Origin of the sequence: Rhodococcus sp. IEGM 1351 (assembly GCF_030056875.1) — a bacterium.
GTDB lineage: Bacteria > Actinomycetota > Actinomycetes > Mycobacteriales > Mycobacteriaceae > Rhodococcus_F > Rhodococcus_F opacus.
Window position 1 is genome coordinate 1 of the sequence record NZ_JASHKU010000001.1, and the last position, 23887, is coordinate 23887.

At 67.5% G+C, this 23887-nt stretch carries 25 protein-coding genes, 1 tRNA gene and 1 pseudogene; 13 read left to right on the top strand and 14 right to left on the bottom strand.

Annotation, left to right across the window (positions count from 1 at the left end):
- Positions 1-338 (top strand): MspA family porin (locus QM806_RS00005; protein ID WP_283289991.1); only part of this gene is annotated, 338 nt, incomplete at its 5' end.
- A 68-nt stretch (positions 339-406) separates the two neighbouring features.
- On the opposite strand, the gene mscL is transcribed toward QM806_RS00005, so the two are convergent.
- The 4 genes from mscL to QM806_RS00025 form a co-directional block, all read right to left on the bottom strand.
- Positions 407-874: a large conductance mechanosensitive channel protein MscL gene (gene mscL / locus QM806_RS00010; protein ID WP_144285712.1), complete on the bottom strand. Its 468-nt coding sequence runs from the start codon at positions 872-874 to the stop codon at positions 407-409.
- Between the two features lie 83 nt (positions 875-957).
- Positions 958-1671, bottom strand: a complete 714-nt coding sequence (locus tag QM806_RS00015; RefSeq protein ID WP_054248470.1) for an SAF domain-containing protein — start codon at positions 1669-1671, stop codon at positions 958-960.
- Between the two features lie 97 nt (positions 1672-1768).
- Positions 1769-2077 (bottom strand): FmdB family zinc ribbon protein, encoded by a 309-nt coding sequence (locus QM806_RS00020; RefSeq protein WP_005238679.1) that lies wholly within the window; start codon positions 2075-2077, stop codon positions 1769-1771.
- A gap of 103 nt (positions 2078-2180) precedes the next feature.
- Positions 2181-2759, bottom strand: coding sequence for a 5-formyltetrahydrofolate cyclo-ligase (locus QM806_RS00025; RefSeq protein ID WP_005567391.1), 579 nt, complete (start codon positions 2757-2759; stop codon positions 2181-2183).
- 105 nt (positions 2760-2864) lie between these two features.
- Here QM806_RS00025 and QM806_RS00030 point away from each other — a divergent pair, with 105 nt between their 5' ends.
- From QM806_RS00030 to QM806_RS00065, 8 genes are all read left to right on the top strand, one after another.
- Positions 2865-3785, top strand: coding sequence for a UTP--glucose-1-phosphate uridylyltransferase (locus QM806_RS00030; protein ID WP_005567389.1), 921 nt, complete (start codon positions 2865-2867; stop codon positions 3783-3785).
- Positions 3786-3806: 21 nt separating this feature from the next.
- Positions 3807-5066 carry a molybdotransferase-like divisome protein Glp gene (gene glp / locus QM806_RS00035; RefSeq protein WP_005238688.1) on the top strand — a complete coding sequence of 420 codons (1260 nt, stop codon included), beginning with the start codon at positions 3807-3809 and terminating at the stop codon, positions 5064-5066.
- A 25-nt stretch (positions 5067-5091) separates the two neighbouring features.
- Entirely contained in the window at positions 5092-5727 is a 636-nt protein-coding gene (locus tag QM806_RS00040; protein WP_005238689.1) for a GNAT family N-acetyltransferase, read from the top strand.
- Positions 5728-6001: 274 nt separating this feature from the next.
- Positions 6002-6742: a divisome protein SepX/GlpR gene (gene sepX / locus QM806_RS00045; RefSeq protein ID WP_005255377.1), complete on the top strand. Its 741-nt coding sequence runs from the start codon at positions 6002-6004 to the stop codon at positions 6740-6742.
- A 97-nt stretch (positions 6743-6839) separates the two neighbouring features.
- Positions 6840-6915 (top strand) — tRNA-Ala (locus QM806_RS00050).
- A gap of 591 nt (positions 6916-7506) precedes the next feature.
- Positions 7507-8409 (top strand): cell surface protein, encoded by a 903-nt coding sequence (locus QM806_RS00055; RefSeq protein ID WP_283289996.1) that lies wholly within the window; start codon positions 7507-7509, stop codon positions 8407-8409.
- Positions 8410-8411: 2 nt separating this feature from the next.
- The gene (locus tag QM806_RS00060) at positions 8412-8912 is read left to right on the top strand and encodes an ImmA/IrrE family metallo-endopeptidase (protein WP_133986353.1); all 501 of its coding nucleotides are present in this window, start codon (positions 8412-8414) and stop codon (positions 8910-8912) included.
- Positions 8912-9925, top strand: a complete 1014-nt coding sequence (locus QM806_RS00065) for a hypothetical protein (protein WP_283289999.1) — start codon at positions 8912-8914, stop codon at positions 9923-9925. Before QM806_RS00060 ends, QM806_RS00065 begins: the two co-directional genes overlap by 1 nt.
- A gap of 14 nt (positions 9926-9939) precedes the next feature.
- Here the strand turns inward: QM806_RS00065 and QM806_RS00070 are convergent, their stop codons facing one another.
- Positions 9940-11358, bottom strand: a complete 1419-nt coding sequence (locus QM806_RS00070; protein WP_005561364.1) for a glucose-6-phosphate dehydrogenase — start codon at positions 11356-11358, stop codon at positions 9940-9942.
- 132 nt (positions 11359-11490) lie between these two features.
- Positions 11491-11907 (bottom strand): helix-turn-helix domain-containing protein, encoded by a 417-nt coding sequence (locus QM806_RS00075; RefSeq protein WP_005238699.1) that lies wholly within the window; start codon positions 11905-11907, stop codon positions 11491-11493.
- 643 nt (positions 11908-12550) lie between these two features.
- On the opposite strand from QM806_RS00075, the gene QM806_RS00080 reads away from it, so the two are divergent.
- Together QM806_RS00080 and QM806_RS00085 are read left to right on the top strand one after the other, a co-directional pair.
- Positions 12551-12694, top strand: coding sequence for a hypothetical protein (locus QM806_RS00080; RefSeq protein ID WP_005561362.1), 144 nt, complete (start codon positions 12551-12553; stop codon positions 12692-12694).
- 139 nt (positions 12695-12833) lie between these two features.
- Positions 12834-13673: an SDR family oxidoreductase gene (locus QM806_RS00085; protein WP_005255390.1), complete on the top strand. Its 840-nt coding sequence runs from the start codon at positions 12834-12836 to the stop codon at positions 13671-13673.
- Between the two features lie 3 nt (positions 13674-13676).
- Here QM806_RS00085 and QM806_RS00090 read toward each other — a convergent pair whose 3' ends face one another.
- From QM806_RS00090 to QM806_RS00120, 7 genes and pseudogenes are all read right to left on the bottom strand, one after another.
- Positions 13677-15722 (bottom strand): ABC transporter ATP-binding protein, encoded by a 2046-nt coding sequence (locus tag QM806_RS00090; protein ID WP_065489999.1) that lies wholly within the window; start codon positions 15720-15722, stop codon positions 13677-13679.
- 76 nt (positions 15723-15798) lie between these two features.
- Entirely contained in the window at positions 15799-16050 is a 252-nt protein-coding gene (locus QM806_RS00095; RefSeq protein WP_231137854.1) for a hypothetical protein, read from the bottom strand.
- A gap of 321 nt (positions 16051-16371) precedes the next feature.
- Positions 16372-16707, bottom strand: coding sequence for a sigma factor (locus tag QM806_RS00100; RefSeq protein ID WP_005567297.1), 336 nt, complete (start codon positions 16705-16707; stop codon positions 16372-16374).
- Positions 16704-17036, bottom strand: a pseudogene (locus tag QM806_RS00105) (YciI family protein); the annotation flags it as partial. The gene QM806_RS00100 and the pseudogene QM806_RS00105, both read right to left, overlap by 4 nt.
- Positions 17037-17075: 39 nt before the next feature.
- The gene (locus QM806_RS00110) at positions 17076-18515 is read right to left on the bottom strand and encodes an HAD-IB family hydrolase (protein WP_054248090.1); all 1440 of its coding nucleotides are present in this window, start codon (positions 18513-18515) and stop codon (positions 17076-17078) included.
- A 4-nt stretch (positions 18516-18519) separates the two neighbouring features.
- Entirely contained in the window at positions 18520-20778 is a 2259-nt protein-coding gene (locus QM806_RS00115) for a glycerol-3-phosphate 1-O-acyltransferase (protein ID WP_054248091.1), read from the bottom strand.
- 17 nt (positions 20779-20795) lie between these two features.
- Positions 20796-22250 carry a wax ester/triacylglycerol synthase domain-containing protein gene (locus QM806_RS00120; protein WP_054248092.1) on the bottom strand — a complete coding sequence of 485 codons (1455 nt, stop codon included), beginning with the start codon at positions 22248-22250 and terminating at the stop codon, positions 20796-20798.
- A 124-nt stretch (positions 22251-22374) separates the two neighbouring features.
- On the opposite strand from QM806_RS00120, the gene QM806_RS00125 reads away from it, so the two are divergent.
- Together QM806_RS00125 and QM806_RS00130 are read left to right on the top strand one after the other, a co-directional pair.
- On the top strand, positions 22375-22818 hold the full coding sequence (locus QM806_RS00125; RefSeq protein ID WP_005563079.1) for a GNAT family N-acetyltransferase: 444 nt from the start codon (positions 22375-22377) through the stop codon (positions 22816-22818).
- Positions 22819-22868: 50 nt separating this feature from the next.
- A complete protein-coding gene (locus tag QM806_RS00130) occupies positions 22869-23363 on the top strand; it encodes a DUF2505 domain-containing protein (protein ID WP_005255411.1) in 495 nt (164 codons plus the stop codon).
- 3 nt (positions 23364-23366) lie between these two features.
- On the opposite strand, the gene soxR is transcribed toward QM806_RS00130, so the two are convergent.
- The gene (soxR, locus tag QM806_RS00135; protein WP_269590796.1) at positions 23367-23846 is read right to left on the bottom strand and encodes a redox-sensitive transcriptional activator SoxR; all 480 of its coding nucleotides are present in this window, start codon (positions 23844-23846) and stop codon (positions 23367-23369) included.
- Positions 23847-23887 lie beyond the last annotated feature (41 nt).

Below are 23887 nucleotides of genomic sequence, written 5' to 3' on the forward strand. Positions count from 1 at the left end.
TCGTTCCGTCCGAGGTCGTCGGTGCGGCTGCCGGTGGCGATCCCGCCGGCATCCCGGTCGAGGGTGGTGCCGGTAGCGGCGTCTCGATCGGGCCCGGTAAGGCCACCAACGTGCCGATCCTCGACATCGAGTACGCAGATGATTACGACGAGGAAGCGCACAAGAGCAGCTTCTCGTTCAAGGGCAACAGCGGTGGCTTCACGTACTCGGACGAGACGTTCGGTGTCTCCGGTTGCGCCGGCTACGCGCAGGCCCGCTCCTACGCCAAGGTTTCGGTTTCGACCGACTCGGTCGATGGCACCGTCACCCTGTGGGGACAGCCCTTCAGCCTCGGCTGATAATTCGTTCCACCCATGACTCCGGGCCCGTGCATGCAGCTGCTGCACGGGCCCGGAGTCGTCGGAAGCTATTCGCGGGTCTGCTCGAGGTTCGCGGCCTTGTCCGCGGTCATCGCGTGCGCTCCGTCGGGACTCGCTGTCGCGCCGTTGGTTTCGAGGCTTGATTCGAGGATGTCGCGGATCTGGATCAGTAGGTCGGCCTCGCTGGCCTTCTTGTCTGCGGGCTCGGTGATGAACCGCTTCTTCGCGGCGTTGGCCGGGACGATGAGAATGAAGTACACGACTGCGGCGATGATCACGAAGTTGATCACGGCCGTGATGACGGCGCCGATGTTGATGAAGGTGGCCGGGTTGTCGGCGAGAATCTGGTAACCCCAGCCCAGATCGTTGGCGCCACCCGCAACGGCGATCAACGGATTGATCACGTTGTTGGTGAACGATGTGACGATGGCGGTGAACGCGGCTCCGACTACGACCGCGACGGCGAGGTCGAGGACGTTCCCCCGGAGCAGGAAGTCCTTGAATCCCTTGAGCATGTCGACGTCTCCTCGAGTGGGTGGCAAGTCATCCAGCACTATGTCGGAGAAAAGCCTAGATCAGCGCGGCTCCGCGTGACGGGTCACTGAAAGGTCACGGTGATCGCGCTCGTGAGAGATGCCGCGGCGACCGTCGTGGCCTCGGATGCCGGAAGGGCCAGCATCACCACGCGTTCGCGCTGGTCACGTCCGTTCTCGGACGGTGTCACCAACACCACGACGGCGCGGGACGCCAGCACGGTGGCGCCGGAGCGCCGGTCCGGATTCGCTGGTGTGCCGGGATCGACCGTGAGCACGTCGACGCGATCGCCCTCACGCAGAAGTTCCGTGACAGCGGGGTCGGCGAGCCGGACGGGGACGATCCGGGCGTCGTCCATGCCCGCTGCTGCCGCGGCGAGACGGGGGCCCAGTACTCGGACGTCGGTGAGGGCTTCTCCGGCGCGGGTCGGTCCGGCGAGGGTGCGCCCGGCGACGTCCGCCAATGCGGTGACGGCCCCGTCGGGGAGGGTCCCTGCCTCGAGTTCCACCAGTTCCACGTCGGCGTCCGTGAGAAGGACGCCCGGTTGCAGATCCCGGGCGGCCACCACGACTGCGGAGCGGGCAGAGTCGGGGTCTCCGCGGGCGAGGAGCGCCAGTGCGAGGCAGACCAGCGCGGCGGCCAGGACGCGTCTGGCGACGAGGGTGCGGGCCCATCCGGGATGGGCGAGATCCGACAGCCGGTCGGCCCACGACGGGCTCAGGCTTCGGTGTGCTCGGTTCGACCGGCGGCGACTGGTCTGGACAGGATCGAACGACATGGTTCGACGCTAGGAGACCGGCGGGCCCGTGGGTACGCCGAAAGGGCCCGCCTGTGGATGGACGAGACGTTGTGGATAACTCGCGGAGACGCGAGAACTAGCTGGCAGCAGCCTTGGCCGGTGCGGCGGTCGCGGTGCTCGACGAGCTGGACGAGGCCGTCGACGAACTTTCCGACTTCGCGGCGGGAGCAGAATCGGTCTTGGCCGGCTCGCTTGCTGCGCCGGACGTGCCGCGGCTGTCGGTGCGGTAGAAACCACTGCCCTTGAAGACGATGCCGACGGAGTTGAACAGTTTGCGAAGCTTGCCCGAGCACGCGGGGCAGACGGTCAGGGAGTCATCACTGAACGACTGGACGATGTCGAAACGGTTGTCGCATGCCGTGCACGCATATGAATAAGTGGGCACCGGGGTTCCTCCGCACTGTGTAGTCAAACCGCAGGTGTTAGCACTCTACAGTCGACAGTGCCAACAACGCTAATCAGAGAACTATTCCGGGCGGGAAACGTCCTCAGCGGTCGCCGAGCGGGACGAGGCCCGAGCCCGGGGTGAGCGCCCATCCCATACGTACGTCATGGGGGTCCTCGGGCAGCTCGGACACTAGTTCCTCGTCGCGGACCACCGTGATCAGCCGCGCGTCGGAGGCGGCGAGGCCGAGAGTCCGGTCGTAGAAGCCCGCGCCGCGGCCGAGTCGCACCCCCCGCCGGTCGACGGCCAGGGCGGGAACGAAAATGGTCCCGGCCGAACGGATCTCGTCGGGTTCCCACACCGGCCCGGTCGGCTCGCGGAGGCCGTAACTCGCGTCGGCGAGACCATCCGCGCCCGTGAACTCGGACCAGTGGAGCGGACCCGGATCGCGGGTGACGGGCACGAGGACGCGTCCGGCGACTCGTCGGAGGGCGTCGAGAAAGTCCAGCGACCCGGGCTCGAGCGCAGTGGGAACGTAGGCGCAGACGGTTGATCCACCGGCGATTCCCTGTGTGGCGAGCGCGACAAGCGCCCGGTCCTCGGCGGTGCGGAGTTCGGGGGTCAGCGCGCGCCGCCCGGAGAGCACCAGTTGCCGCCACTCGTCCTTCGTTCGTGCGTGCATGCCCCAACCTTAGAGCCGGCCGGTGAGCGTCCCCGACGGGTTCCGGGAGGTTACTGACAGGAACTTGGTGACTGTCGAGTAGGTCCGCACAGTTATGGTGTGGTCATGACAGACGCCGCACCGCACACCGCCAGCGCCTTTCGCACGGCTGTAGTGCCCGCAGCGGGAATGGGTACGCGATTCCTCCCCGCGACCAAGACCGTGCCGAAAGAGCTGCTCCCGGTCGTGGATACCCCGGGTATCGAACTGGTGGCCGGAGAGGCCGCGGATTCGGGCGCCGGCCGGCTCGTGATCGTGACATCGCCGGGTAAGGACGGAGTGGTCGCCCACTTCGTCGAGGATCTCGTGCTCGAGAGCAAGCTCGAGGCCAGCGGCAAGTATCACCTGCTCGAGAAGGTGCGCAAGGCTCCCGGCCTGCTCGAGGTGGAATCCGTAATCCAGGACGAGCCTCTCGGCCTGGGCCACGCGGTCGGCTGCGCGGAATCGGTCCTCGACGACGACGAGGACGCTATCGCCGTGCTCCTCCCGGACGACCTGGTGATGCCGCGCGGGGTACTCGAGACGATGTCGCGGGTCCGCCGCAAGCGTGGTGGCACCGTCCTCTGCGCCATCGACGTACCCAAGGACCAGGTGAGCGCGTACGGCGTCTTCGAGGTCGAGACGGTTCCCGACGCCACCAACCCGGACGTCCTCAAGGTCATCGGCATGGTCGAGAAACCGGCCATCGAGGATGCGCCGTCCACGTTCGCCGCCGCAGGTCGCTACCTCCTCGACCGGGCGATCTTCGATGCGCTGCGGCGAATCGAACCCGGCGCCGGCGGCGAGCTCCAGCTCACCGACGCCATCGCCCTCCTCATCAAGGAAGGCCATCCCGTTCACGTCGTCGTGCACCGAGGCACGAGACACGATCTCGGAAATCCCGGCGGCTACCTCCGTGCTGCGGTTGACTTTGCGTTGGACATGGAGGAGTACGGCCCATCGTTGCGCGAATGGCTGATCGACCGATTGAAGCGGACGGATTCCTAGAGAAGCTCGGGAGGCAAGAACTTGCGGTCGGTCGAGGAGCAACAGACGATCGTGACCGCGGCCGCGGTGGCGCCGCGGCCGGTCCGTGTGGCGATCTCCGAAGCCCAGGGGCTGCTGTGTGCCGAAGAGGTGGTCACCGAGCGTCCGCTTCCCGGTTTCGACCAGGCCGCGATCGACGGCTACGCCGTCCGTAGCGTCGACGTCCAGGCCGCCGGAACCGACATCCGGGACGACGACGGTGCGCCCGTCGAACTGTCGCTCCCCGTGGTCGGTGAGGTCACGGCAGGTTCGAGGCAGCCGATCCGGCTGCAACCGCGTCAGGCCGTCAAGGTCGACACGGGCGCTCCGCTCCCGACGCTCGCCGACGCCGTCCTTCCGCTCGACCGCACGGATGGCGGCCGGGCCCGCGTCAAGATCTACAAACCCGTCCGCTCCGGCGACTACGTGCGCCGGGCCGGCGACGACGTGCAGCCCGGAGACGTCGCGGTCCGGGCAGGCACCATCATCGGGGCCGCGCAGGTCGGGTTGCTGGCGGCGGTGGGCCGAGACAAGGTGCTCGTGCATCCCCGGCCCCGGCTGTCCGTCATCTCGGTCGGTGGCGAACTCGTCGACGTCGACCGGACCCCCGGTCCCGGCCAGGTCTACGACGTCAACTCCTACGCGCTGGCCGCCGCCGCCCGCGACGCCGGCGCCGACGTCAACCGGGTCGGTATCGCGAACGCCGATGCCCGTCGGCTGCGCGAGGTGGTGGAAGGTCAGCTGATCCGGTCCGAGATCGTCGTCATCGCGGGTGCGGTCGGCGGCGGCGCCTCCGAGGACGTGCGGGACGCACTCGCCGATCTCGGCAACCTCGAGGTCGACCGCGTCGCAATGCATCCGGGATCGGTCCAGGGTTTCGGCCAGCTGGGCCGGGACGAGGTCCCGACGTTCCTGCTCCCGTCCAATCCGGTGAGCGCCCTCGTCGTGTTCGAGGTGATGGTGCGCCCGCTGATCCGCATCGCGCTGGGGCGTAGGCAGCCGATGCGACGCGTCGTCACCGCCCGCACCGTCGCACCCATCACGTCCATCGAGCACCGCAAGGGTTTTCTCCGAGGTCAGCTCATGCGCGACGAGGCCACGGGGGAGTACCTCGTCCAAGCTCTCGGCGGGGCGCCGGGCGCGTCCTCACACCTGCTCGCCACGCTGGCCGAGGCCAACTGCCTCGTCCTCATCGACCCCGAGATCACCGAGGTCCGGACCGGTGATCAGGTGGACGTGGCTTTTCTGGCGCAGCGGGGCTGATGGCACCGCGACAGTGTGAGACGGGATGACACAGCATCCGGGTTGGCCGCCGCATCTCGGGCCCTTGCGGGTGAAGGGTGGCGTCGTCACCGTGCGCGCCATCAGGTTGCGTGACGCGTCGGCGTGGAGTCGTCTGCGCACCCGCGACCGCGCGCACCTCGAACCGTGGGAACCGACCGGGGAGGCACCCTGGGAAGCGCGCCACCATATTTCGGGATGGCCCGGACTGTGCAGCAGTTTGCGTTCGGAAGCCCGGAAGGGTCGCATGCTGCCGATGGCCATCGAACTCGACGGCAATTTCTGCGGCCAGATCACGATCGGCAACGTGGTGCGGGGTGCACTGCGCTCCGCCTGGATCGGTTACTGGGTGGCCAGCGACGTCAACGGACTCGGGGTGGCCACGGGCGCACTCGCGCTGGGGCTCGATCATGCCTTCGGGCCCGTGGGGTTGCATCGCGTGGAGGCCACCGTGCGTCCGGAGAACCTGGCGAGCCAGGCGGTGCTCCGCAACGTCGGCTTCCGCGAGGAGGGTCTCCTCAAGCGCTACCTGGACGTCGACGGGCAGTGGCGCGACCACATTCTGGTCGGCATGACCGTCGAGGACGTGCCCGGCACGGTGGCGGATTCGCTCGTGCGGAGTGGCAAAGCCACCTGGGCGTGACCGCCGTAGCGGACATGGACAAGCGTCCAGCTACGCGGCAGTTATCTCACGGTATCAAAGCTTCCTGACCGGGGCTCCGCTTTCGGCGAGTCTTTGCCGGATCGTTCCCTCTGCCGTCTCGGGGCATGTCGAGCACCACATTTTCGCGTTACGCATGTGACACCTGAGTATGGTGAGATCGGCGCGTCTGCGAAGATGTGCGTGTTCATGCGGTTAGCCTGGGTGGGTCAACAGCGGTATCCATGCTGGTAGACGATTGGGAGGAGGTCGCCGTATGCCGAACTCGTTTCTCTGGATCGGGCTCGTCGTCGTGTGGCTCTTCGTCCTGGTTCCGATGCTGGTGAACAACCGCCCCCGGATTCGGCAAACCAGTGACGCAGCACTCGCGACGCGTGTGCTGCACCGCGGTGACGAACGTCCCGTGCAGCGTGGACCCGCGGCTGGACACCGCAGCGACCCGTACTGGCAACCGGAACCGGACCACTACGGCTACGACGCGGAGGACCTTGTGGACACTCACGCAGAGGAAGACGAGTTCGACGGCGAGCGGGCACCGGTGGGTGAGTACGTACCGGCGCGCCGGGGGCGTGGCGGCTTCGATCCCGAGGCCGACGCGATCGCGCGCGAGGCCCGGTACGCGTTCCGGCAGCGGTCGGTTCTCGGGCTGGTGTTCGCGACAATCATGTCGGCGGCGCTCGGGCTGATCATCTCGCCGCTGATGTGGTGGGTGTTCGCGGCCGGTGTGGTCGGTCTCTTCGGCTACTTGGCGTATCTGCGCCGGCAGGTTCAGATCGAGCAGGAGATCCGTCGTCGGCGGACCGCGCGTCTCAACCGTTCGCGGTTGGGTGTCGAGTCCCGCAGCGACGAGGAGCTCCGCCTCATTCCGGCCCGGTTGCGGCGTCCGGGCGCCGTGGTCCTCGAAGTGGACGACGAGGACCCCGAATTCGATCATCTCGAACACTTCGACGACGCCCCGATGCAGCAGGCCACGATGCGCCGAGCTGCCGGTGAGTAGCCGGGCGAATCGGGCCGAAAGCCACGTCGGTGTAGGCGATTCGCTCCCGCCGCGGGTGGCCTGCTAGAGTTTGCCGAGCGGATCGCAGGATCCGCGCGGGGCTGTGGCGCAGTTGGTAGCGCGCTTCGTTCGCATCGAAGAGGTCAGGGGTTCGATTCCCCTCAGCTCCACCACAGAAATGGCACTCACTCCACCCGGAGGGAGTGCCTTTTCTGCATTCGGCGCATTTTCTGTCTTCCGGCCCAGGTGAGCGCCATCGTCGGGGTGTGTAGAGCGAGGCCGCCGCGGGAATGCCCGACCCTCCGATTTGCCAAAAGGTAACTGAATGCTGTGTACTGTCCGTAGGTCATCAAGGGGTCGATCGCACGGGGTGGAAATACATGCAGGCAATGGGCAAGATCTCGAAGTTCTTGGAGCCGGCGACGGTGGCCGCGACCATCACCGCGACGATGTTGCTGGTGAACGTCCTGTGAACTCCGGCCGACCACTCGAAATCGCGAGGGCCGCGTCGGAGACGCCGTCCTTCCGCTGACCGATCAGCACCTCCAGGCGATACCGCCGAACCCGCAGGGGTTCTCGGAAGCTGCTCGAGTCCCACCTGGCTCGGGCACCGCTGGTGGTGCCGGTTCCCCGACACCGGCACCACCAGCACCTCCGCTCGGTTCGCTCGATACCATGACAGCGGCGACGTCGCCGTAGACGTGGTGTCGTGAATACGAGGGGGGTGCACAGTGAGCGCGCGTCGTGTTGTTCGAAGGCTGACCATGGTCGGACTGGCGCTGGCCTTCTTGTCCGGGCTCGGCTGGGTCACCGTCTCGGTGTTCCCGTCCGACGCCTCCGCCGACCCCCAGTACCATGACTGCGCCAACAGTCGATGCGACGACGGTTCCTCGGAGTCTTCCGGCGGCGGCAAGCCCCGGCATCCTCATCCGCCGTGCGAGAGTCGCCGCGGCTGCGGTGGCGGAGAGCCCAGCGAGACACGGGAACCCAGCGAGACACGGGAGCCCAGCGAGACACGGGAGCCCAGCGAGACCGCGAAGCCAAGTGATACGGCCGAGCCCAGCGAGACGGCCGAGCCGTCCGAGACCACGGAACCGTCCGCCACCGCCGAACCCACGGAGACGTCGACTCCTTCGACGTCACGGGTCGTGGTCGCTCCGCCCCGTCCGATCAAGTTGCCGCCCGTGGCCGAACCGGATATCGGGCGCCCGGACACGTCCGGGGACGACGGTTCCGGAAACGACGCGGGTCCCGATGCTGCCGCCCCGGGATCCGAGGGTCCTGCCGCACCTCCGGCGTCCGGGGGAGCGCCGGCCGGAGGTTCCGGGTCCGGTTCCGGAGGTGCCGCGGCAGCCCCGGGTGCGGGTGGTCCCGCGGATTCCGCACCCCAGGATCGCTTTGCCGGCGAGACCCCGAGCAGCGACGGAGGGTCGCCCGCTGCGGGGGCACCGGCCCAGGACGATCCGGCCGCTGCGCCGCCCGGAATGGTTCCTGTGGTCCACAGTGAGCCGTTGCCTGCGATCACCGTTCTCGGTGGGGTCGGCGTGCTGTTGTGCTGCGCCGGCGGGGCGGGTGCGCTGACCTTCAAGGGTGCTCGCGCACAACAGGCGCGCATCGCGGCCGCGCGGGCGGAATTCTTCCCGTCCGCTTCGAGTGGAGGGATGTAGTCGTGGGGGCGAACAGATCTCATCGTCGGGTCGCGGCGGCCGTGGACGCGGTGTGTGACGCGGCGGCCCGGGCCGAAGCGGTGTCACTCCGGCACGTGGTGGACGCGGTGGCCCGCGAACGGCAGCGTCCCATCGAACTCGATTTCACGAAGCCGATGGCGCCCGGTGTGTGCGGCCAGAGGCGCGCGTACCCGGACCGGGACGTGATCGTGCTGGCGCCGGGCCTGCCCGACCTCGACCGCACGCTTGCGCATGAGCTGGGTCACATCGTGTTTCGGCACGAAGGAGCCGAGATCGTTACCGCGACGCTCGAAGCCGGGGACGATCTGATCGCCTACATGCTCAGCCAGCGGTCGCGACGGCGGGGAGACGAGCAGCCGTCCGACGAGGTGGCCGAGTGGGAGGCCGAGACGTTCGCGTCGATGCTGCTCATCCGGTTGAACACGATGCAGGGGCGCGGAACTCCCGTGTCCGTGCTCCGCTACGACGAGGCGATCGGCTGATGGGCTGGCTGGTTGCGCTCGTCGTCTGGACGGCCGCGGGTGCCCGGATCGGCCGGGTCGCCGCGCGTCAGCCGACGCCGCTGCGCGTGGCGATGGTGGTGGCGGTGTCCAGCGCGGCCCTCGCGTCCACGTTGGCCGTTCCGGACGTCGCCGGGCGCCTCGACACCGTGGCCCCGGATGTCGGGCTGTCGGAGATCATCCTCGAACTAGCGTGGACGTTGTTCGCCGCCGCGAGCGCGGTCGGCGCGATCTCCGTGTGGCCGATACTCCCGCGTCCTGCGCTGCGTGCCGTCGCCGTGATCGTCTACACCGTGGCTATCGTGCTCGGAATCGGGCTTGCCGGTGGATATCCCGTTCCTGCGCTGGTGTTCATCGTGATCGCGCTGACCGCGGTGGTCGTGACCGGAGTCCGGCACGTCGCGTGGACACCGCTCGGCCGCGGAATCTCACTGATCGTGGTCGGATCGGCGATCGTCCTGGCTGCGGCGGTCGTCGGACTGGTGCGTGAGGTGTCGGGCGAGACGTGGGCCGTCGGCTCCTCGCCGGCGTACACCGTCGCGGCCGTGATCGTCTCGGTCGGCACCGTCTGGGTGCTCGTCGAAACCTGGTTCCGCGCACGCCAGGACCTGCGCCGCATGAACACACTGCATTCGGTGCTCGTTTCACGGTTCCCCGAAGTGGTCGAGGGCGACGGCAAGGGGAGCACGACCGTCCTCCGCGCCTCCGACGCTGTCGCACACGTCATGGATGCGCTGTACCTGCAGGCGGGCGCGGGCATGCTCGACACGGACGAACAGGACCTGCCGGAATCGACCGCCGAACGCGCCCGGATTCTCGCCGGCTGGATCGACGACCCGGTCGCCTCCGACGTCCTCGACACCGAGTGGATCGCGCCGCCCCAGGGCATGTCGCCGCGCCGATGGGTGCTCGATCTCGCGGACGCGTACGCCGACTTCCGGAAGTCGGCCCCGGTTCCCGTGAAGGCGGACACCGCCGAATCGTCTGCGGAATAGCCTTCAGCCGCCGGTCAGTCCGGTGAACCGGTGACGAGCCACCCGCAGGGCGAGGCGAGATCTTCGGCCTCCGGCGGTCCCATGGATCCCGCGGGGTACGGCTTGGCCGGGGGAGGGTCACGCAGCAGCGCGTCGGCGACGGTCCAGACGTGCGCCAAGCCGTCGGGGCGGGTGAACAGTGACCGGTCGCCGTGCAGGACGTCGAGGATGAGTCGCGAGTACGGTGCGAGGGCGTGGGCGAGCGGTACCGTGTCGAGCGGCAGGCCCAGGTGGCCCACCGACAGTGTGTCGTCGGGTCCGGGTTCCTTGACGACCATGGAGATGTCGATCTCGCCGTCCCCGGACAGATCGAACGTCAGGACGGCGCCGTCCGGCGGAATGTCCGAGAGCGGTCCTCGAGGACTGCGGAAGACGAGGCTGACCCGTTGTCGGCTGACGCCCAGCATCTTTCCGGTCCGGAGGAGGAACGGCACCCCACGCCAGCGGTCCGTGTCGACCCACAACCGTGCGGCGACGAACGTCTCCGTCGTCGAATCGTCTGCGACACCGTGAACGTCGCGGTACCCCTCGTACTGGCCGAGCACCACGTCGGCCGTGTCGAGCGGACGGAACGCCCCGATCACGGTTTCCCGGGCGGATTGGAGATCGTCGGCGCCCAACGTCTCCGGCGGCTCCATCGCGATCTCGGCGGCGACCTGGAACAGGTGCGTCACCAGCATGTCCAGGACGGCACCGGTGGCGTCGTAGAACCGGGCGCGGTCGTCGATGTCGAGTGTCTCGGGCACGTCGATCTGTACCTGCTCGACGTGTTCCCGGTTCCAGACGCCCTCGATCAGCCCGTTCGCGAAGCGCAGGATGTGCAGATTCTGGGTGCTCTCCTTGCCGAGGAAATGATCGATTCGATAGATCTGCTTCTCGTCGAGGACGTGGTGCACGGCTTCGTCGAGTTCGGTGAACGCCTCGTGCGACGTCCCGAACGGTTTCTCGTACACGACGCGTGCGCCACGGGCCAGGTCGTGAGCGCCGAGCGCGCGGGTGGTCTCGGCGAACGTGCTGGGTGGCAGGGCCAGGTAGTGAACCAACTGCGCGTCTGCCGCGTCGAGGTCGTCCCGCGCCTGCCGAACGGCTGCGGGGAGCGTTCCCGGGTTGTCCGGGGTGAAACCGCCGCCCGCGAATCTCAGCCGCCGGGCGAACGTCTCCCAGTCTGTGTCGTCGTGCGGCACTCCGAATTGGTTCACGACGTCGCGCACGTGGTCGCGGAACTGATCGTCGGAGACGTTGCCCCGGCCGGTGCCGATCAGCATCCACTCGGAGTTCAGGAGCCCTGACCGAGCGAGCTGGAAGAACGCGGGGAGGACCATGCGTTTGGACAGGTCCCCGGTGGCACCGAAGAGCACGAAGATCGTGGGACCGAGCTGCGGTCTGTCAACCATTGCTCCATCATGCGCCACGTGGGCACACCGGGCAGGGCATTCCGGCGGTGTCGTCGGGTGCGTTAGGTGACTTCTATCCGGACGTCGGGAGCGACCTGCGGCGAACTCGTTGCTGCCCAACGACTCCGGTGATCAGCGGGACGCGTCCGGTGGGACCTCCGGCAACCCCTCGCTGGCGCGGAGTTTCTCGGCCATCGTGGTGAGCAGGTTCTGCGACTCTTCGGAGAGGTCGAACGCGCGGCTGGAGAGCTTGCGAAGTCCGTATCCCTGGAGTTGAGAGAGAAGCTCGAGATCGTGATCGATCTTCGCGGCGTAGATGTCGTTGAAGAAGTAGTCGGGCTTCACCTTGAAGAAGCGGGCGAACGCCGCGACCGTCTCGTCGGAGGGGTTGGTTCGTTGTCCCGACCGGAGCTGGGAGATGTAGGGCTTCGAGATCTGGTGTCCGTCTGCGATGAGTGCCGCCGCGACCTCGGCGTTGGTATGCGGTTTACGTCCCGGAGGGTGGACCGTGTCGAAGAGCTTGTTCAACCGCGCAGCAAAATCTGCCATTGTGAGCCGCCGGGTCCTCTCTCGTGCGGGCGTCAGTCGTGTGAACGACACCGTACCACGATGATAACCGATTGATAACTCACGGACATAGAGGCAAAACGTCGTCCGCCGACTCTGTGCTTATCTCATATATGTTTCAACGATCGCCTGTTCGTCGCTCGCGGATCGCCGACATTTCGGGAGCCCTCTGTGCTCGTCACGCACGCACTACCGTTGAAAGTTCAAGAGAGGCGCGGAGGTGGGGTGACTGGAGCCCGCCGGGCCGGTTGTGGTTGCCGGGCCGATTGTGTGGTTGCTCTTTCAATCACTGAGAGTTAGCTGGCAACGTCGCAGGGGTGTGCGCCGTGAGGCTGCCCGGTCAATATCCCCAGTTCAGGGCCACTGTGTTGCGTTGCGCATCGCAACGTGGAGAGGTCGCTCGCGGCCCGCGGGGCCTCGTGAACACTACTGTGAAGTTGTGGCATCCGCGCGGGCGCCAGGCCGCGCGCCCCCGATCCGCGTCACGGCCGCCGCGTGCTCTTCGCGGGTTCGCGCCGCCTGGTTGGACGAGTGTCCAGCTCAGCCGGGGTTTTGCCGCTCCGGTGCGCCCCCGAGTCTGGCCAAATCTGAAGCCGACGGGGATGATTGTGATATGGAACACAGAATGAGTGACGCCGAGCTTCGGAAGGCGATTCGAGTTCTGCGCGAGCGCGCCGACGACGCCCGGCACCGAGGAAACGACGACGACGCCAACGGAATCGAGAGGACGATTCGTACCTATCAGGAAGAAATGACCCAGCGGTTGTGAACCGTCACGAACCGGCCCGGAGAGGGCCGGTTCGCGTTTTCCTCGGGAAAGGCACCGCTGCGGTTGCGTGCGCGCAATCAGATTGCGTGCGTAGACTTCCAGCCGACACGGATCGGTGACGACGGGGGCGCGCACGGCTATGGCGATCAAGACGCTGGACGGCAAGAAGTGCCTGATCACGGGTGCAGGTAGCGGGATCGGGCAGGCGACCGCCCTGGCGGCCGCGGCGGAGGGCGCCGAACTCTTCCTCACCGACATCAACGAGGTCGGCCTGGCGCAGACGGTCGAACAAGTCGGCAGCCGCGGGGGCACCGTCAGTTTCTCGCGTGCCCTCGACGTGTCCGACTACGACGCCGTCGCCGCATTCGCCGCCGATGTCCACGATCAGTTCGGCAGCCTCGACGTCGTCATGAACGTCGCCGGTATCTCCGCGTGGGGGACCGTCGAGAATCTCGAACACCGCCACTGGAAGTCCATGGTGGACGTCAACCTGATGGGTCCGATCCACATCATCGAGAGCTTCCTGCCCCCGATGGTGCGGGCGGGACGCGGCGGTCACCTGGTCAACGTCTCTTCTGCCGCCGGCTTGCTGGCGCTGCCGTGGCATGCCGCCTACAGCGCAAGCAAATTCGGGCTCCGCGGAGTGTCCGAGGTTCTGCGGTTCGATCTCAAACGGCACGGCATCGGTGTGAGCCTCGTTGTTCCCGGCGCGGTCAAGACGCCGCTGGTGGGCACGGTCGAGATCGCCGGGGTCGATCGCGACGACCCGCGCATCCAGAAGGCGATCCATCGCTTCGAGAAGCGGGCCGTCACGCCCGAGAAGGTCGCGTCCTGCATCATCGCCGGCATCAAGAAGGACCGGTACCTGGTGTACACGTCGCCGGACATCCGGTTCGGCTACTGGTGGGCGCGCAAGTTCTCGCCGCCGTACGACTTCGTGATGCAGCGGGCGAACGACCAGTTCAGCAAGTTCCTGTAGGAGCTAGAACTCTCCGCCTGGGACCGGGGCGCTCGGGGCCAGTACCGTCCCGTCGGTGAATCGGACGCCGTCGGTGCACCGGCACTCGACCTGTCCGCCACCGAACTGCTCGGCGTGCAGTCGCGCGTACAACCCTTGTCGTGCAAGGAGTTCGGTGTGCGTGCCGCGCTCGATGAGCGTCCCCTCGTCGATCACGAAGATCACGTCGGCGTGCTGAATGGTCGACAGCCGGTGGGCGATCGCAAGGGTGGTGCGTCCGCGCATCACCTCGCCGAGAGCGCGCTGGACGAGGCGCTCGGAGACCGTGTCGAGCGCGGACGTCGCCTCGTCGAGGATCAGTACGCGGGGGTTCTTCAGCAGCACCCGCGCGATGGCCAATCGCTGCTTCTCGCCACCGGACAGGCGAAATCCTCTTTCGCCCACCAGGGTGTCGTATCCGTCGTCGAATCCGAGGATGCGGTCGTGAATGTTGGCGGCCGCGGCGGCGGCCTCCAGTTCGGCATCGGTCGCGTCCGGTTTGGCATATCGAAGGTTGTCGGCGATCGAGGCGTGGAACAGATACGGGTCCTGGGTGACCATTCCGACCGCCTCGGAGAGCGAGCTCATGGTCAGGTCGCGCACGTCGTAGCCGTCGACCCGGACGGCGCCACTGTCGACCTCGTACAGGCGCGGCACGAGGTAGCAGAGCGTGGTCTTGCCTGCGCCGGACGGACCGACGAAGGCGGCGAGCTGACCCGGCTCGATCTCCAGGGACGTGCCCGCGACCGCCCAGCGCCGGCTGCGACGTTCCGCCGGTTCGGTTTCGGGCGCCGCCGCGGCCGGGAACCGCGGCGCGACGGTCGCGACGCCGCGCATGCCGCCCCCACCGCCGCGACCCAGACTGCGCAGCGCCACCGGGTCGGGATCTGCGGTGGCCAGCCGGACGGGCGCGGGATACGCGAAGTACACGTCGTCCAACTCCACCCGGCCGGGGGAGTCCGCAGGCAACTCGACGGCGTCCGGGCGGTTCACGATCGCGGGCTGCAGGTCGAGGTACTCGAAGATGCGGCGGAACAACGCCATCGATGTCTGGACGTCGAGGGTCACCCGCATCAGCGAGACCAACGGTTGCAACAATCTGGCCTGCAGGGTCGAGAACGCGACGAGTGTGCCCGCCGAGAGAGCCGCGGAACCGCCGCTGACGAGATACCCCGCCAGCAGGTAGACGAGAGCGGGCGTGATCGCCATGAACGAAGAGACGACGGCGAAGAAGCCCTGACCCGTCATGGCCTGCCGCACCTGAAGCTCGGTCTGCCGCGCGTTCTCGGTCCGATACCGGTCGAGTTCGGTGTCGGCCTGGTTGAACACCTTCGTCAGCAGCACACCCGAGACGCTCAGCGCTTCCTCGGTAATGGCGGTCATGTCCGACAACGACTCCTGCGTCTTGCGCGCCAGAACGCGTCGCCGGGCGCCGACCCGCCGCTGCAGGTAGACGAAGCCGGGAAGCAGTGCGACGGCGAGAAGCGTCAGCTGCCACGACAGCAGCAGCATCGCGATGAGGGACGCCGTGACGGTGACGACGTTCGACAGGATGCTCGACGCCGTGGACGTGAGAACCGACCGCACCCCACCGACGTCGTTGGCCAGCCGCGATTGGATCGAGCCCGTCTTGGTGGACGTGAAGAACGCCAGTTCCATCGTCTCGAGGTGGGCGAACAGACGCTCCCGGAGATCCGCCATCGACAGGTTGCCGACCTTGGTGGTGAGGTAACTCTGGCCGACGCCGATCAACGAACCCGCGAGCGTCACCGCGATCATGGTCACGACCAGCCACAGCAGCAGTGTCAGCTGGACACCGCTGCCGTCGGTGGGGAACAGTGCACGGTCGAACACCGCCTTCGTGAGGAAGGGATTCACGATGCCGAGCAGTGATGAGACGACGATGGCGGCCGCGACGAGCACCAGCCACCCGCGGTACGGACGCAGGAGCGCCCAGATGCGGGGGAGCAGCGAAGGCTCGGCGGGTGCCTCCGAAGCCTGCTGTGTGGATGTGGGACCGGTCGCGGGCATCTCCCCATCGTGCCCATCCCCCGCAGTCCTGGCGAGCCGATTCGACGCGGCCCGTCCTGATGCTCCGGTCCGGTGGTTACGGTAGGTCCCCCTGTTCGGGGATGCCGAGTTCGTCTCGCACCGCGGAGAGGAAGTCGTCCTGGGCGCTCATCCCGGCCTGGAAGTGGTCGGCGAACTGTTGTTGGCGGGTGGACAGGGTGTCCGCCGACACGACGTCATCCGTCGCGAAGTCGGTGCTCAGCCAGCCGATGGTCTCGGATCCAGCCAGATACTCGACCACCATTCGCCGTGCCGATTCCACGACCGGTTCGGATCCGATCAACTCCACCGTGGTGAACTTCGAGACGAGGACGATGTTCTGTTGCGGTAGCGGACGGAGGACGTCGGTTCGACGATTGGTTCACCGTCGCCTCCACCTGATTCGACGTGTTCAGCAAGGTGAACACGCCTCCGCACACGGAACCGATCAGAGTGCCGACGACGGCCATGGAGGCCACGAGCATGCTGAGCCGAAACTCGTGGCGCCGCCCGTCCATTCGATCGACAGTTGTGACGCCGTCACGCTCGCTCATCGTCCTGCTCCCTTCGACACACCACCGGGTTTCCTCCGACTTTCCCGTACGGTCGGCGTCTCGTCGCGCGTAGTCGACTACTCAGGTTGTGACACCCCGTCGAGGAGCAGGGTGTCGTCGCTGTCGGGCACGTCCGTCGACGGCGGTTCCTGCCGGGCAGCCACCTCTTCCCGCCTGCGGCGGGCGATCTCACTGCGGATCTGATCGGTCATCTTGCGAGTGGCGGTCTGGATCAGCCGGCCCCGCGGATTGTCCGGCAACCCCTCCCGCGGCCAGTGCCGGGCCGCCGCGAGCAGCGCCTCCTGCACCGCGTCCTCGGATCCCTCGAAATCACCGGACCTCCGCACGAGCGCACCGAGGACCTGCGGCGCGAGTTCGCGCAGCAGGCCCTCGATTTCGGCGTCGGTTCTCACAGATCGGTGTCGGGTGCGCCCATCACCTGACGCACCTCGATCGGATGCTGGATCGGCACCCCGTCCGGACCCGGTGCCGCCGACGTCTGAGCGGCGATCTCCAGCGCCCGCTCCTCCGATTCGACGTCGACCATGCGGTACCCGGCGAGCAGTTCCTTCGATTCGGGGAACGGTCCGTCGGTCACCACCGGAGCGCCCTTGCCGTCGAACGTGACACGTCTCGCGAGGTCCGGTCCGGCGAGCCCCTGAGCGTCGACGAGTTCACCCCTGGCGACGAGCTCCGCGTTGAGATCCTGCTGGAACCGGATGTGCGCCTGCGCGTCCTCGGGGTCTCGACATACTTCGGGAACCTTTCGAGGAAATCTCTCTCAGCGGTGCCCGGCGTGCAGACAGTCCTCGAACAAAGTGCGCACCTCGTCGACGTGCCGGTCGAGATCCGCCAGGTCCCAGCCGACGGTCGGCACGGGTGCGAGGACGTCGACGTCGACCGTGCCGGGGTGCGCGACCAGCGAGTTCCGCCACATCCGTTCGCCCGCGTTGTGGATGACGATCGGCACGATCGGCACGCCCGCCTGCATCGCCAGGTGGAATCCGCCCTTCTTGAACCTGCCGAGGCGCGGAGTCGGCGAGCGGGTGCCCTCGGGGGCGATCGCGATGGAGATGCCGGACTGCAGTTTCTCCACCGCCGGGCGGAGGGCCGCCCTCGCCTTCGTGCTGTCCGCCCTGTCGATGTACGCGACGTCGAGCAGAGCCCCCACGGGAATGAACCGGGGATCCCGCGCGGCCTCCTTCTTCGCGACGCCGGTGACATCGCGCCGGATGACGCTGCCGATCACCAGCATGTCGAGCGAACTCTGGTGATTGAACATGAAGACCGCGGGCCTGGCCGACCACGCGTTCTCCTTGCCCTTGATGCGCACGTTGATCCCACAGATAGCGAGCGCGAGATCCGGGCCGAAGCTGCCGACCAGGTTGGCGCCCGTCTGCCGGTTCTGGGTGAGCAGGCCGGCGGAGACACCGAACGCGGCCGCCCCCATCAGAGCGCCGATCGCGGTGGTGGTGCGGGCGATGGACATCGGGTCGGCGCCGCTCTCCGGAGGTCGCAGATTCACCGACGGCCACCCGTTCTGCCGCGCGGTCGCCGCCAGCTTGCGGTCGGGATTCAGTGCCACGGGATGTCCCACCGACTTCAGCATCGGAACATCTTCTGCGCCGTTGGAGTACGCGAAGCTGTCACCCAGATCCGCTCCGTGCTGGTCGGCGTACTCGCGCAGTGCCTCGGCCTTGGCGGGACCCCACAGCGGCGGCGATTCGAGCTTCCCGGTGAGCATTCCGTCCAGAACCGCGGGCCGGGTACACAGCACGTCCTCGGCGTCGATGTCGAGGTCCGCGGCCACCGACAGTGCCTGATAGGGGGTGGCGGAGGTGGCCATCACCACCCGGTGACCGGCGTGCCGGTGCGCGGCGAGCAGTCCGCGGACCTCCGAGAAGATCATCCTCGCGATCTCCTGGCGGAACAGCCGCTGCCCCCACTCCTGCATCTCGTCCTCCATGCGCCCGGCCAGGCTCTGCACACCGATGCGCATCAGGTTGCCGACATCGGCACCCCGGAAGCGGGTCTCCACCGCGGCGCCCGTGGTGCGCAGAAGCTCGGCCACGCTGATGTCGAAGCGACGCAGGCGATCCCGATAGACGACGCTCGCGGAGTACCCGCTGATCAAGGTGCCGTCCAGATCGAACGCGGCGAGGGTGCCCGGGCCGGGAACGGCGGCCGCGATGTCGTCGTGGAGACTGCGGAGATCGCTCATCTACTCACCTACCACCCATCTGGTCGAGATTCTCGTGCGCGATGGCCCGGATGCGCAGCACCCGATCGATCAGGGTCTGGAGTTCGGCCTCGAACTCGACCCGCCGGGCCGCCATGTTCTCGGCATTCGGTTCGACCAGGCCCCGGTTTCGTGCCAGCTTGAGCGCGGTCGTGAAGAGCTCGGCCGAAATCGACTCGCTGCTCCCGATCTGCTGCCGGAGACGGCGCTGCTCCGCGAGCGCGAGGCACGACGTCATGAAGGCCTTCTCGTCGAACTTCCGATCCACCGGAGTCCGGAGCAACTGGCCCGCGACCACGGCGTACGCCTCCAGGAACGGCTGCAGAACCCGATGTGCCAGATGAATACGCATCCCGGACAACAGGTTCGCCGCATGCTGCGGGTCACCCAGATTCGACTCCCACGCCGGGTCGATGAGATCCAGTTCGGCCCGCAGTTCCTTCCGGAAGCTGTCCTTCTCGCTGAAGAAGAATTCGAACTTGAGGAGATCGCGAATGCGCAGTGCCGCATCCCATCCGTCGTTCAGCGGATCGGTGAACTGCTGATCGGCGGCCGCTCGCAGCACCATCTCCGCGATCGCCCGCATCACCAGGAAGTGAATCGTGTTGTTGCGGTAGAACGCTGCCACGAGATGCTGATCCCGGCCGAGGTAGAACACCCGCTCGCTGCCCTGATCGAAACTCCGCAGCACCCCGGAATCGAGGTGGGTCCGCACCGCCTTGCGGATCACCTGCGGATCGGTCAGGTCCACATCGCCCGCGGTCGGCAACGAGCGCGCGGTGATGTAGTCGACGAGCGGCCCGAGGATCCCGCCGACCTCGGCGACGGTGAGCGCGCGGTCCTCGATGCCGAGAAACGCGAGCATCACGAGCGACGACGCGGTGACGGGTGTGACCTCGTTGATGCGGTGACACACCTCGAACGCCGTCTTCTGCACCGCCAGCCGCAGGTCGTCCTCCTGGCCGAGGTAGTCCGCCAGCGACATCGGCCTGCCGACGTTGACGTGCGCGACACCGTGCCGTTGACCCTGCGCCCGAACGTATCCGAAGAGCCAGCGCAGGCTCTCCTTGCTCTTCGCCTGGCCGTGCGCCTCCGCCGCCATCGCTCCGACCTCGTACAGCTGGTCGTAGGTCAGCGACACCGGGACGAGGTACACATCGGACATCCCGCTGTCCTGGAAGGCCTTCGCGAGGTAGTTGAGCAGACCGAACCGCGGCGGCCGCAACTTCCCGGTGCGGCTGCGCCCGCCCTCGATGTACCACTCGAGGTTGAACCGCTTGGTGAGCAGGTAACGCATGTACTCGCGGAGCGTCCACTTGTAGATCTCGTCGCCGTCGAACTTCCGGCGAATGAACACGGTGCCGCTGCGCTTGCCGATCGGTCCGATCGGCCAGAAATTGATGTTCAGACCGCCCATCACATGGTTGAGCGGAAGGTCGTTCGCGAGCAGCGCCGGGCGCAACACCAGCGGGTCGAGGTACGAGCGGTGGCTGGGCAGGAACACCAGGGAATGTTCCTTGTTCAGCTCCCGCAGCTCGTCGAGCCGGGTGGTATCGACGTCGAGGCGGTACGCGCGGGAGAAGTAGCGGCCCAACTGGTCCCACAGCGCGATGGCGCGCCTGCTCTGCGCGGCGACCATCTCGTCCAGTGCCCCACGGGCCCGGCGATCCACCTCGGCGACGGGGACGTTCAACTTTGCGGACAGCTCCCGGGTGCCGACATGGTATCGGCTGGCGTCGGTGATCTCGTCGACGACGAACCTCGACACCTTGTACTGCGTACCCAGCAGGGTGCGCTCGGCCCGCTCGAGGGTCAGCGCGGCCTGGCGGCGAATGAAATCCGGAAGCGACCCGCCGCCGTTCTCCGCGAGCCGGCGTTCGAGGTCGCTGAGCGGGGCCGGATCGCCTTCCAGGACCTGGCACCGGGCCGGGTCGTCGCGCATCACCCGGCGCTGCATGTTCTGGCCGGGGTGCAGCGGATCTCGCAGCGACAGCGTCTCCCGGAATCGTTGCGCGCCGTCCGGGTGGGTCTCCTTCGGCAGCCACACCACCCGGAGCGGGGTGAGCAGCGGATCATCCTTCCGGCGCACGAGATCGGCGAGGGCCTGGTCGGTGACGCGGACGGTCGGAGGCGGCTGACCGGAGTCGTTCGCCTGCCGCTCCAGCCACGTGCGGAGGACGTCGTCCTCCATGTCGCTCATCGTCTCGATGAGATAGACCCGTGGCCGTGTCGTCTGCTCGTCCATCACGCCAGCCTTTCCTTTCACCCGCGGCCCAGTTCGACGATCTCGTCGAGACTCTCCTGCAGGCACGACATGAACCGCGCCGGCTCGGTGACGGCGGCGGTGTCGAGATTGACGCCGATGCAACACGTGCCGACGTGGGAGACGAGGGTGGCCATGACCGCGCAGCCGGGGGCCGGGCCGAACGGGAACATCCGCTCGATCCGGGCACCCGCGAGGTACACGGGCACGGGGACACCGGCGACGTTGCTGGCCTGTAGATCGAGTCCCGTCGACTGCGAGAGGTACCAGTTCGCCAGCACCACCGTCGGAAGCCGGACCAGGAGCGGGGCGGCCGAATCCAGCAGTCCGAGTGCGGGTTCCTGGCGCAGCCCCAGGATGATCGCGCGCACCTTCTCGATCCGCGCGACGGGGTCGCGCTCACCGACCGGTCCGGCGAATCGGGCCGCGGCGAACCGGTTGCCGCCCGTGGGATCCGACGCCGAACGCATGCTCACCGGCATGCCCACCGGAATCGTCTCGAGGTCGTGGCCGAACGATTCGTGGTAGCGGCGGAACCCGCCCAACAGGGCCGCCACGTACGCGTCGTTCAACGACCCGCCGGCGACGTGAGCGGCGGAACGCAGTTCGTCGACACTCACCTCGAGCACCCCGAACCAGCGTCCCAGTCCGCGGTCGCGGAGCAGGTCCGAACCCGTGGTCGGGGGAGGGGTCACCACCCTGCGGATGGAGTTCGCGTAACCGGCAACCTCCGTGACACTGCCCACCGGATCGCCGACGACGGTCATCGCCGTCCGCACCGCGCCCCGGATCAGGCCGCCGAGACGACCGGGGGCGCTGCGCACGTTGTCGAGTGCCTGCTCGAACAGGGCGCCGCCGCCCGACATCTGCTCCGGTAACGGCGCAGGGCGATCCGGTTTGTCCGGCGACGGTTCGGGGCGCCTGCTGTGCAGCAGCGTCATCAACTGGATGCCGCCGAGACCGTCCGTGATGCTGTGGTGCGTCTTCACCACGTAGACGGCGCGGCCGTCGTCGAGTCCCTCGATGAGCATCGCGCTCCACGGCGGCCGGGCGCGGTCGAACGGCTCGGTCGCCATGTGCCTGCACATCCGCAGCGCGTGGTCGAACGTCGCCGGCTCCGGCAGGCGCACCCGCGACAGGTGATAGTCGAGATCGAACTCGGGGTCGACCGACCACATCGGGTTGCCCAGCCGCAACGTCGGCTCCACCACCCGCATCCGGATGCGCGGCACCATGTGCGACGCCCATTCGTGGGCGCGCACCAGCCGGTCCCAGTCCGGCGGTTTGTCGAGCACGTCGACCGCGACGATCGGTGAGCGCAGCTTCGGCTGCACCTCCTCCATCCGCCACATCCCGGTCTCGAAGTCGGACATCGTGCGGTCCGCTCCCCAGGCGACGTCGGAGAAATCCACGTCGACGGCACTCGGCGGTATCAGAGGTTCGCCGTCGGCCATGCCCACCCTCATTCGGTTGCTCGAGTTGCCCTCAGCTGCTGCTTTTCCAGTGTGGACCCGCCCCGCAGATCGCGTCCCTGGTTCCGGCGGATTACGCACCGGACTTTCTGTCCAAGGTGAGGACGTGCCGACTCTCCACCACGCGACGCTCGACAGGATCGACCCGGCCACGCTCTACCGGATCATGGTGCTGCGGACCGACGTGTTCGTCTTCGAACAGGGCATCGTGTCGGAACCCGAACTCGACGGACGCGACCTCGAACCGACCACCACCCAGTTCTGGGCGGAGGAGGACGGCGAGGTTCTCGCGACACTGCGGGTGCTGGCCGACGAACCGACACTGCATCTCGGACGGGTCGCCACCGCCGCCCCCGCCCGGGGGCGGGGGCTCGCGGGACAACTGCTCGAAGCCGTGTTCGAGGCGTTCCCGGCACCCATCGAGATCTCCGCCCAGGCCTACCTCGAAAACTGGTACGGCCGTTACGGTTTTCGCAGTACCGGTGAGAACTACCTCGAGGCGGGTATCGACCACCTGCCGATGAGGCGCTCCGCGCCCGTGCGTGGTTGACGAGTCTCCGGACTCCTTCATCACTCACGGAGTTGTCGTAGGCTGCCGACATGGCGAAAAGCTTCGAATACTCCGAACAGATCGCGTACCCCCTCGACCGGGTGCACGCGACGGTGACGGATCGGGCGTTCTGGCAGCATCGGTTCGAAGAGGCGCCGGAGAAACTCACCCTCGACGACAGCCGCGGCCCCGGCACCCTGACGGCGACGATGCGCGACACCATCGGCGCGTCGTCCCTCCCCGGGCTGGTCCGCAAAGTCGTCTCGGGTGAACTGAAGGTCGAGCGTGCCGACGAATGGGGTGCACTCGACGGTGACCGCGCCGACGGCCGGATCAGTGGCAGCTCCACCGGGATCCCGGTGAAGATCGAGTGCACGTCGGTGCTCCGCGCGTCGGTCGACGTCACCGTCCTGGATGTAGCCGGATCGGTGCATGTCAAGATTCCGCTCGTCGGCGGACAGATCGAGTCCCTCGTCAGGAAGCTGGTCGGCGACATGGTCGGGCAGGACCGCGACGCGATCGAGAAGTGGCTCGGCGACAGCTGACGCTCAGGCCCCGGACGCCGGGTCGTCGAGTTCGACGTCGAGCGTGCGGGCACCCGGTCCCGCCGTGCCCAGCCGGTCGTGGGTGTTGACGATCGCGCAACTCCCGAGCGACAGGCACCCGCAGCCGATGCAGCCGGTCAGGTTGTCGCGGAGCCGGATCAACTGCTCGATCCGCTGATCCAGATCCGCGTGCCACCGCGTCGAGAGCTTCTCCCAGTCCTTCCGGTTCGGCGTGCGGCCCTCGGGAAGGGTCCCGAGGGCGTCCCGGATCTCGGCCAGCGGAATCCCGACCCGCTGGGCGATGCGGATGAACGCGACCCGCCGCAGCGTGTCCCTGCGATAGCGACGCTGATTGCCGGACGTCCGCCTGCTGGTGATCAGCCCCTCGCGCTCGTAGAAGTGCAACGCCGACACCGCCACGCCACTGCGCTCCGACAGCTGTCCCGGCGTCAGTTCCTTGGCTCTCCACTCGGGCATCTCCACGACAGGCAACCTTTCACGCGGTTACCTGAACAATACTCGAG

Bases quoted from the DNA above. Each gene is read 5' to 3' on its own strand.
- mscL (WP_144285712.1), bottom strand. From the start codon at position 874: ATGCTCAAGGGATTCAAGGACTTCCTGCTCCGGGGGAACGTCCTCGAC.
- QM806_RS00015 (WP_054248470.1), bottom strand. From the start codon at position 1,671: ATGTCGTTCGATCCTGTCCAGACCAGTCGCCGCCGGTCGAACCGAGCA.
- QM806_RS00025 (WP_005567391.1), bottom strand. From the start codon at position 2,759: ATGCACGCACGAACGAAGGACGAGTGGCGGCAACTGGTGCTCTCCGGG.
- QM806_RS00030 (WP_005567389.1), top strand. From the start codon at position 2,865: ATGACAGACGCCGCACCGCACACCGCCAGCGCCTTTCGCACGGCTGTA.
- QM806_RS00040 (WP_005238689.1), top strand. From the start codon at position 5,092: ATGACACAGCATCCGGGTTGGCCGCCGCATCTCGGGCCCTTGCGGGTG.
- sepX (WP_005255377.1), top strand. From the start codon at position 6,002: ATGCCGAACTCGTTTCTCTGGATCGGGCTCGTCGTCGTGTGGCTCTTC.
- QM806_RS00055 (WP_283289996.1), top strand. From the start codon at position 7,507: ATGGTCGGACTGGCGCTGGCCTTCTTGTCCGGGCTCGGCTGGGTCACC.
- QM806_RS00065 (WP_283289999.1), top strand. From the start codon at position 8,912: ATGGGCTGGCTGGTTGCGCTCGTCGTCTGGACGGCCGCGGGTGCCCGG.
- QM806_RS00070 (WP_005561364.1), bottom strand. From the start codon at position 11,358: ATGGTTGACAGACCGCAGCTCGGTCCCACGATCTTCGTGCTCTTCGGT.
- QM806_RS00075 (WP_005238699.1), bottom strand. From the start codon at position 11,907: ATGGCAGATTTTGCTGCGCGGTTGAACAAGCTCTTCGACACGGTCCAC.
- QM806_RS00080 (WP_005561362.1), top strand. From the start codon at position 12,551: ATGAGTGACGCCGAGCTTCGGAAGGCGATTCGAGTTCTGCGCGAGCGC.
- QM806_RS00085 (WP_005255390.1), top strand. From the start codon at position 12,834: ATGGCGATCAAGACGCTGGACGGCAAGAAGTGCCTGATCACGGGTGCA.
- QM806_RS00090 (WP_065489999.1), bottom strand. From the start codon at position 15,722: ATGCCCGCGACCGGTCCCACATCCACACAGCAGGCTTCGGAGGCACCC.
- QM806_RS00110 (WP_054248090.1), bottom strand. From the start codon at position 18,515: ATGAGCGATCTCCGCAGTCTCCACGACGACATCGCGGCCGCCGTTCCC.
- QM806_RS00115 (WP_054248091.1), bottom strand. From the start codon at position 20,778: ATGGACGAGCAGACGACACGGCCACGGGTCTATCTCATCGAGACGATG.
- QM806_RS00120 (WP_054248092.1), bottom strand. From the start codon at position 22,250: ATGGCCGACGGCGAACCTCTGATACCGCCGAGTGCCGTCGACGTGGAT.
- QM806_RS00130 (WP_005255411.1), top strand. From the start codon at position 22,869: ATGGCGAAAAGCTTCGAATACTCCGAACAGATCGCGTACCCCCTCGAC.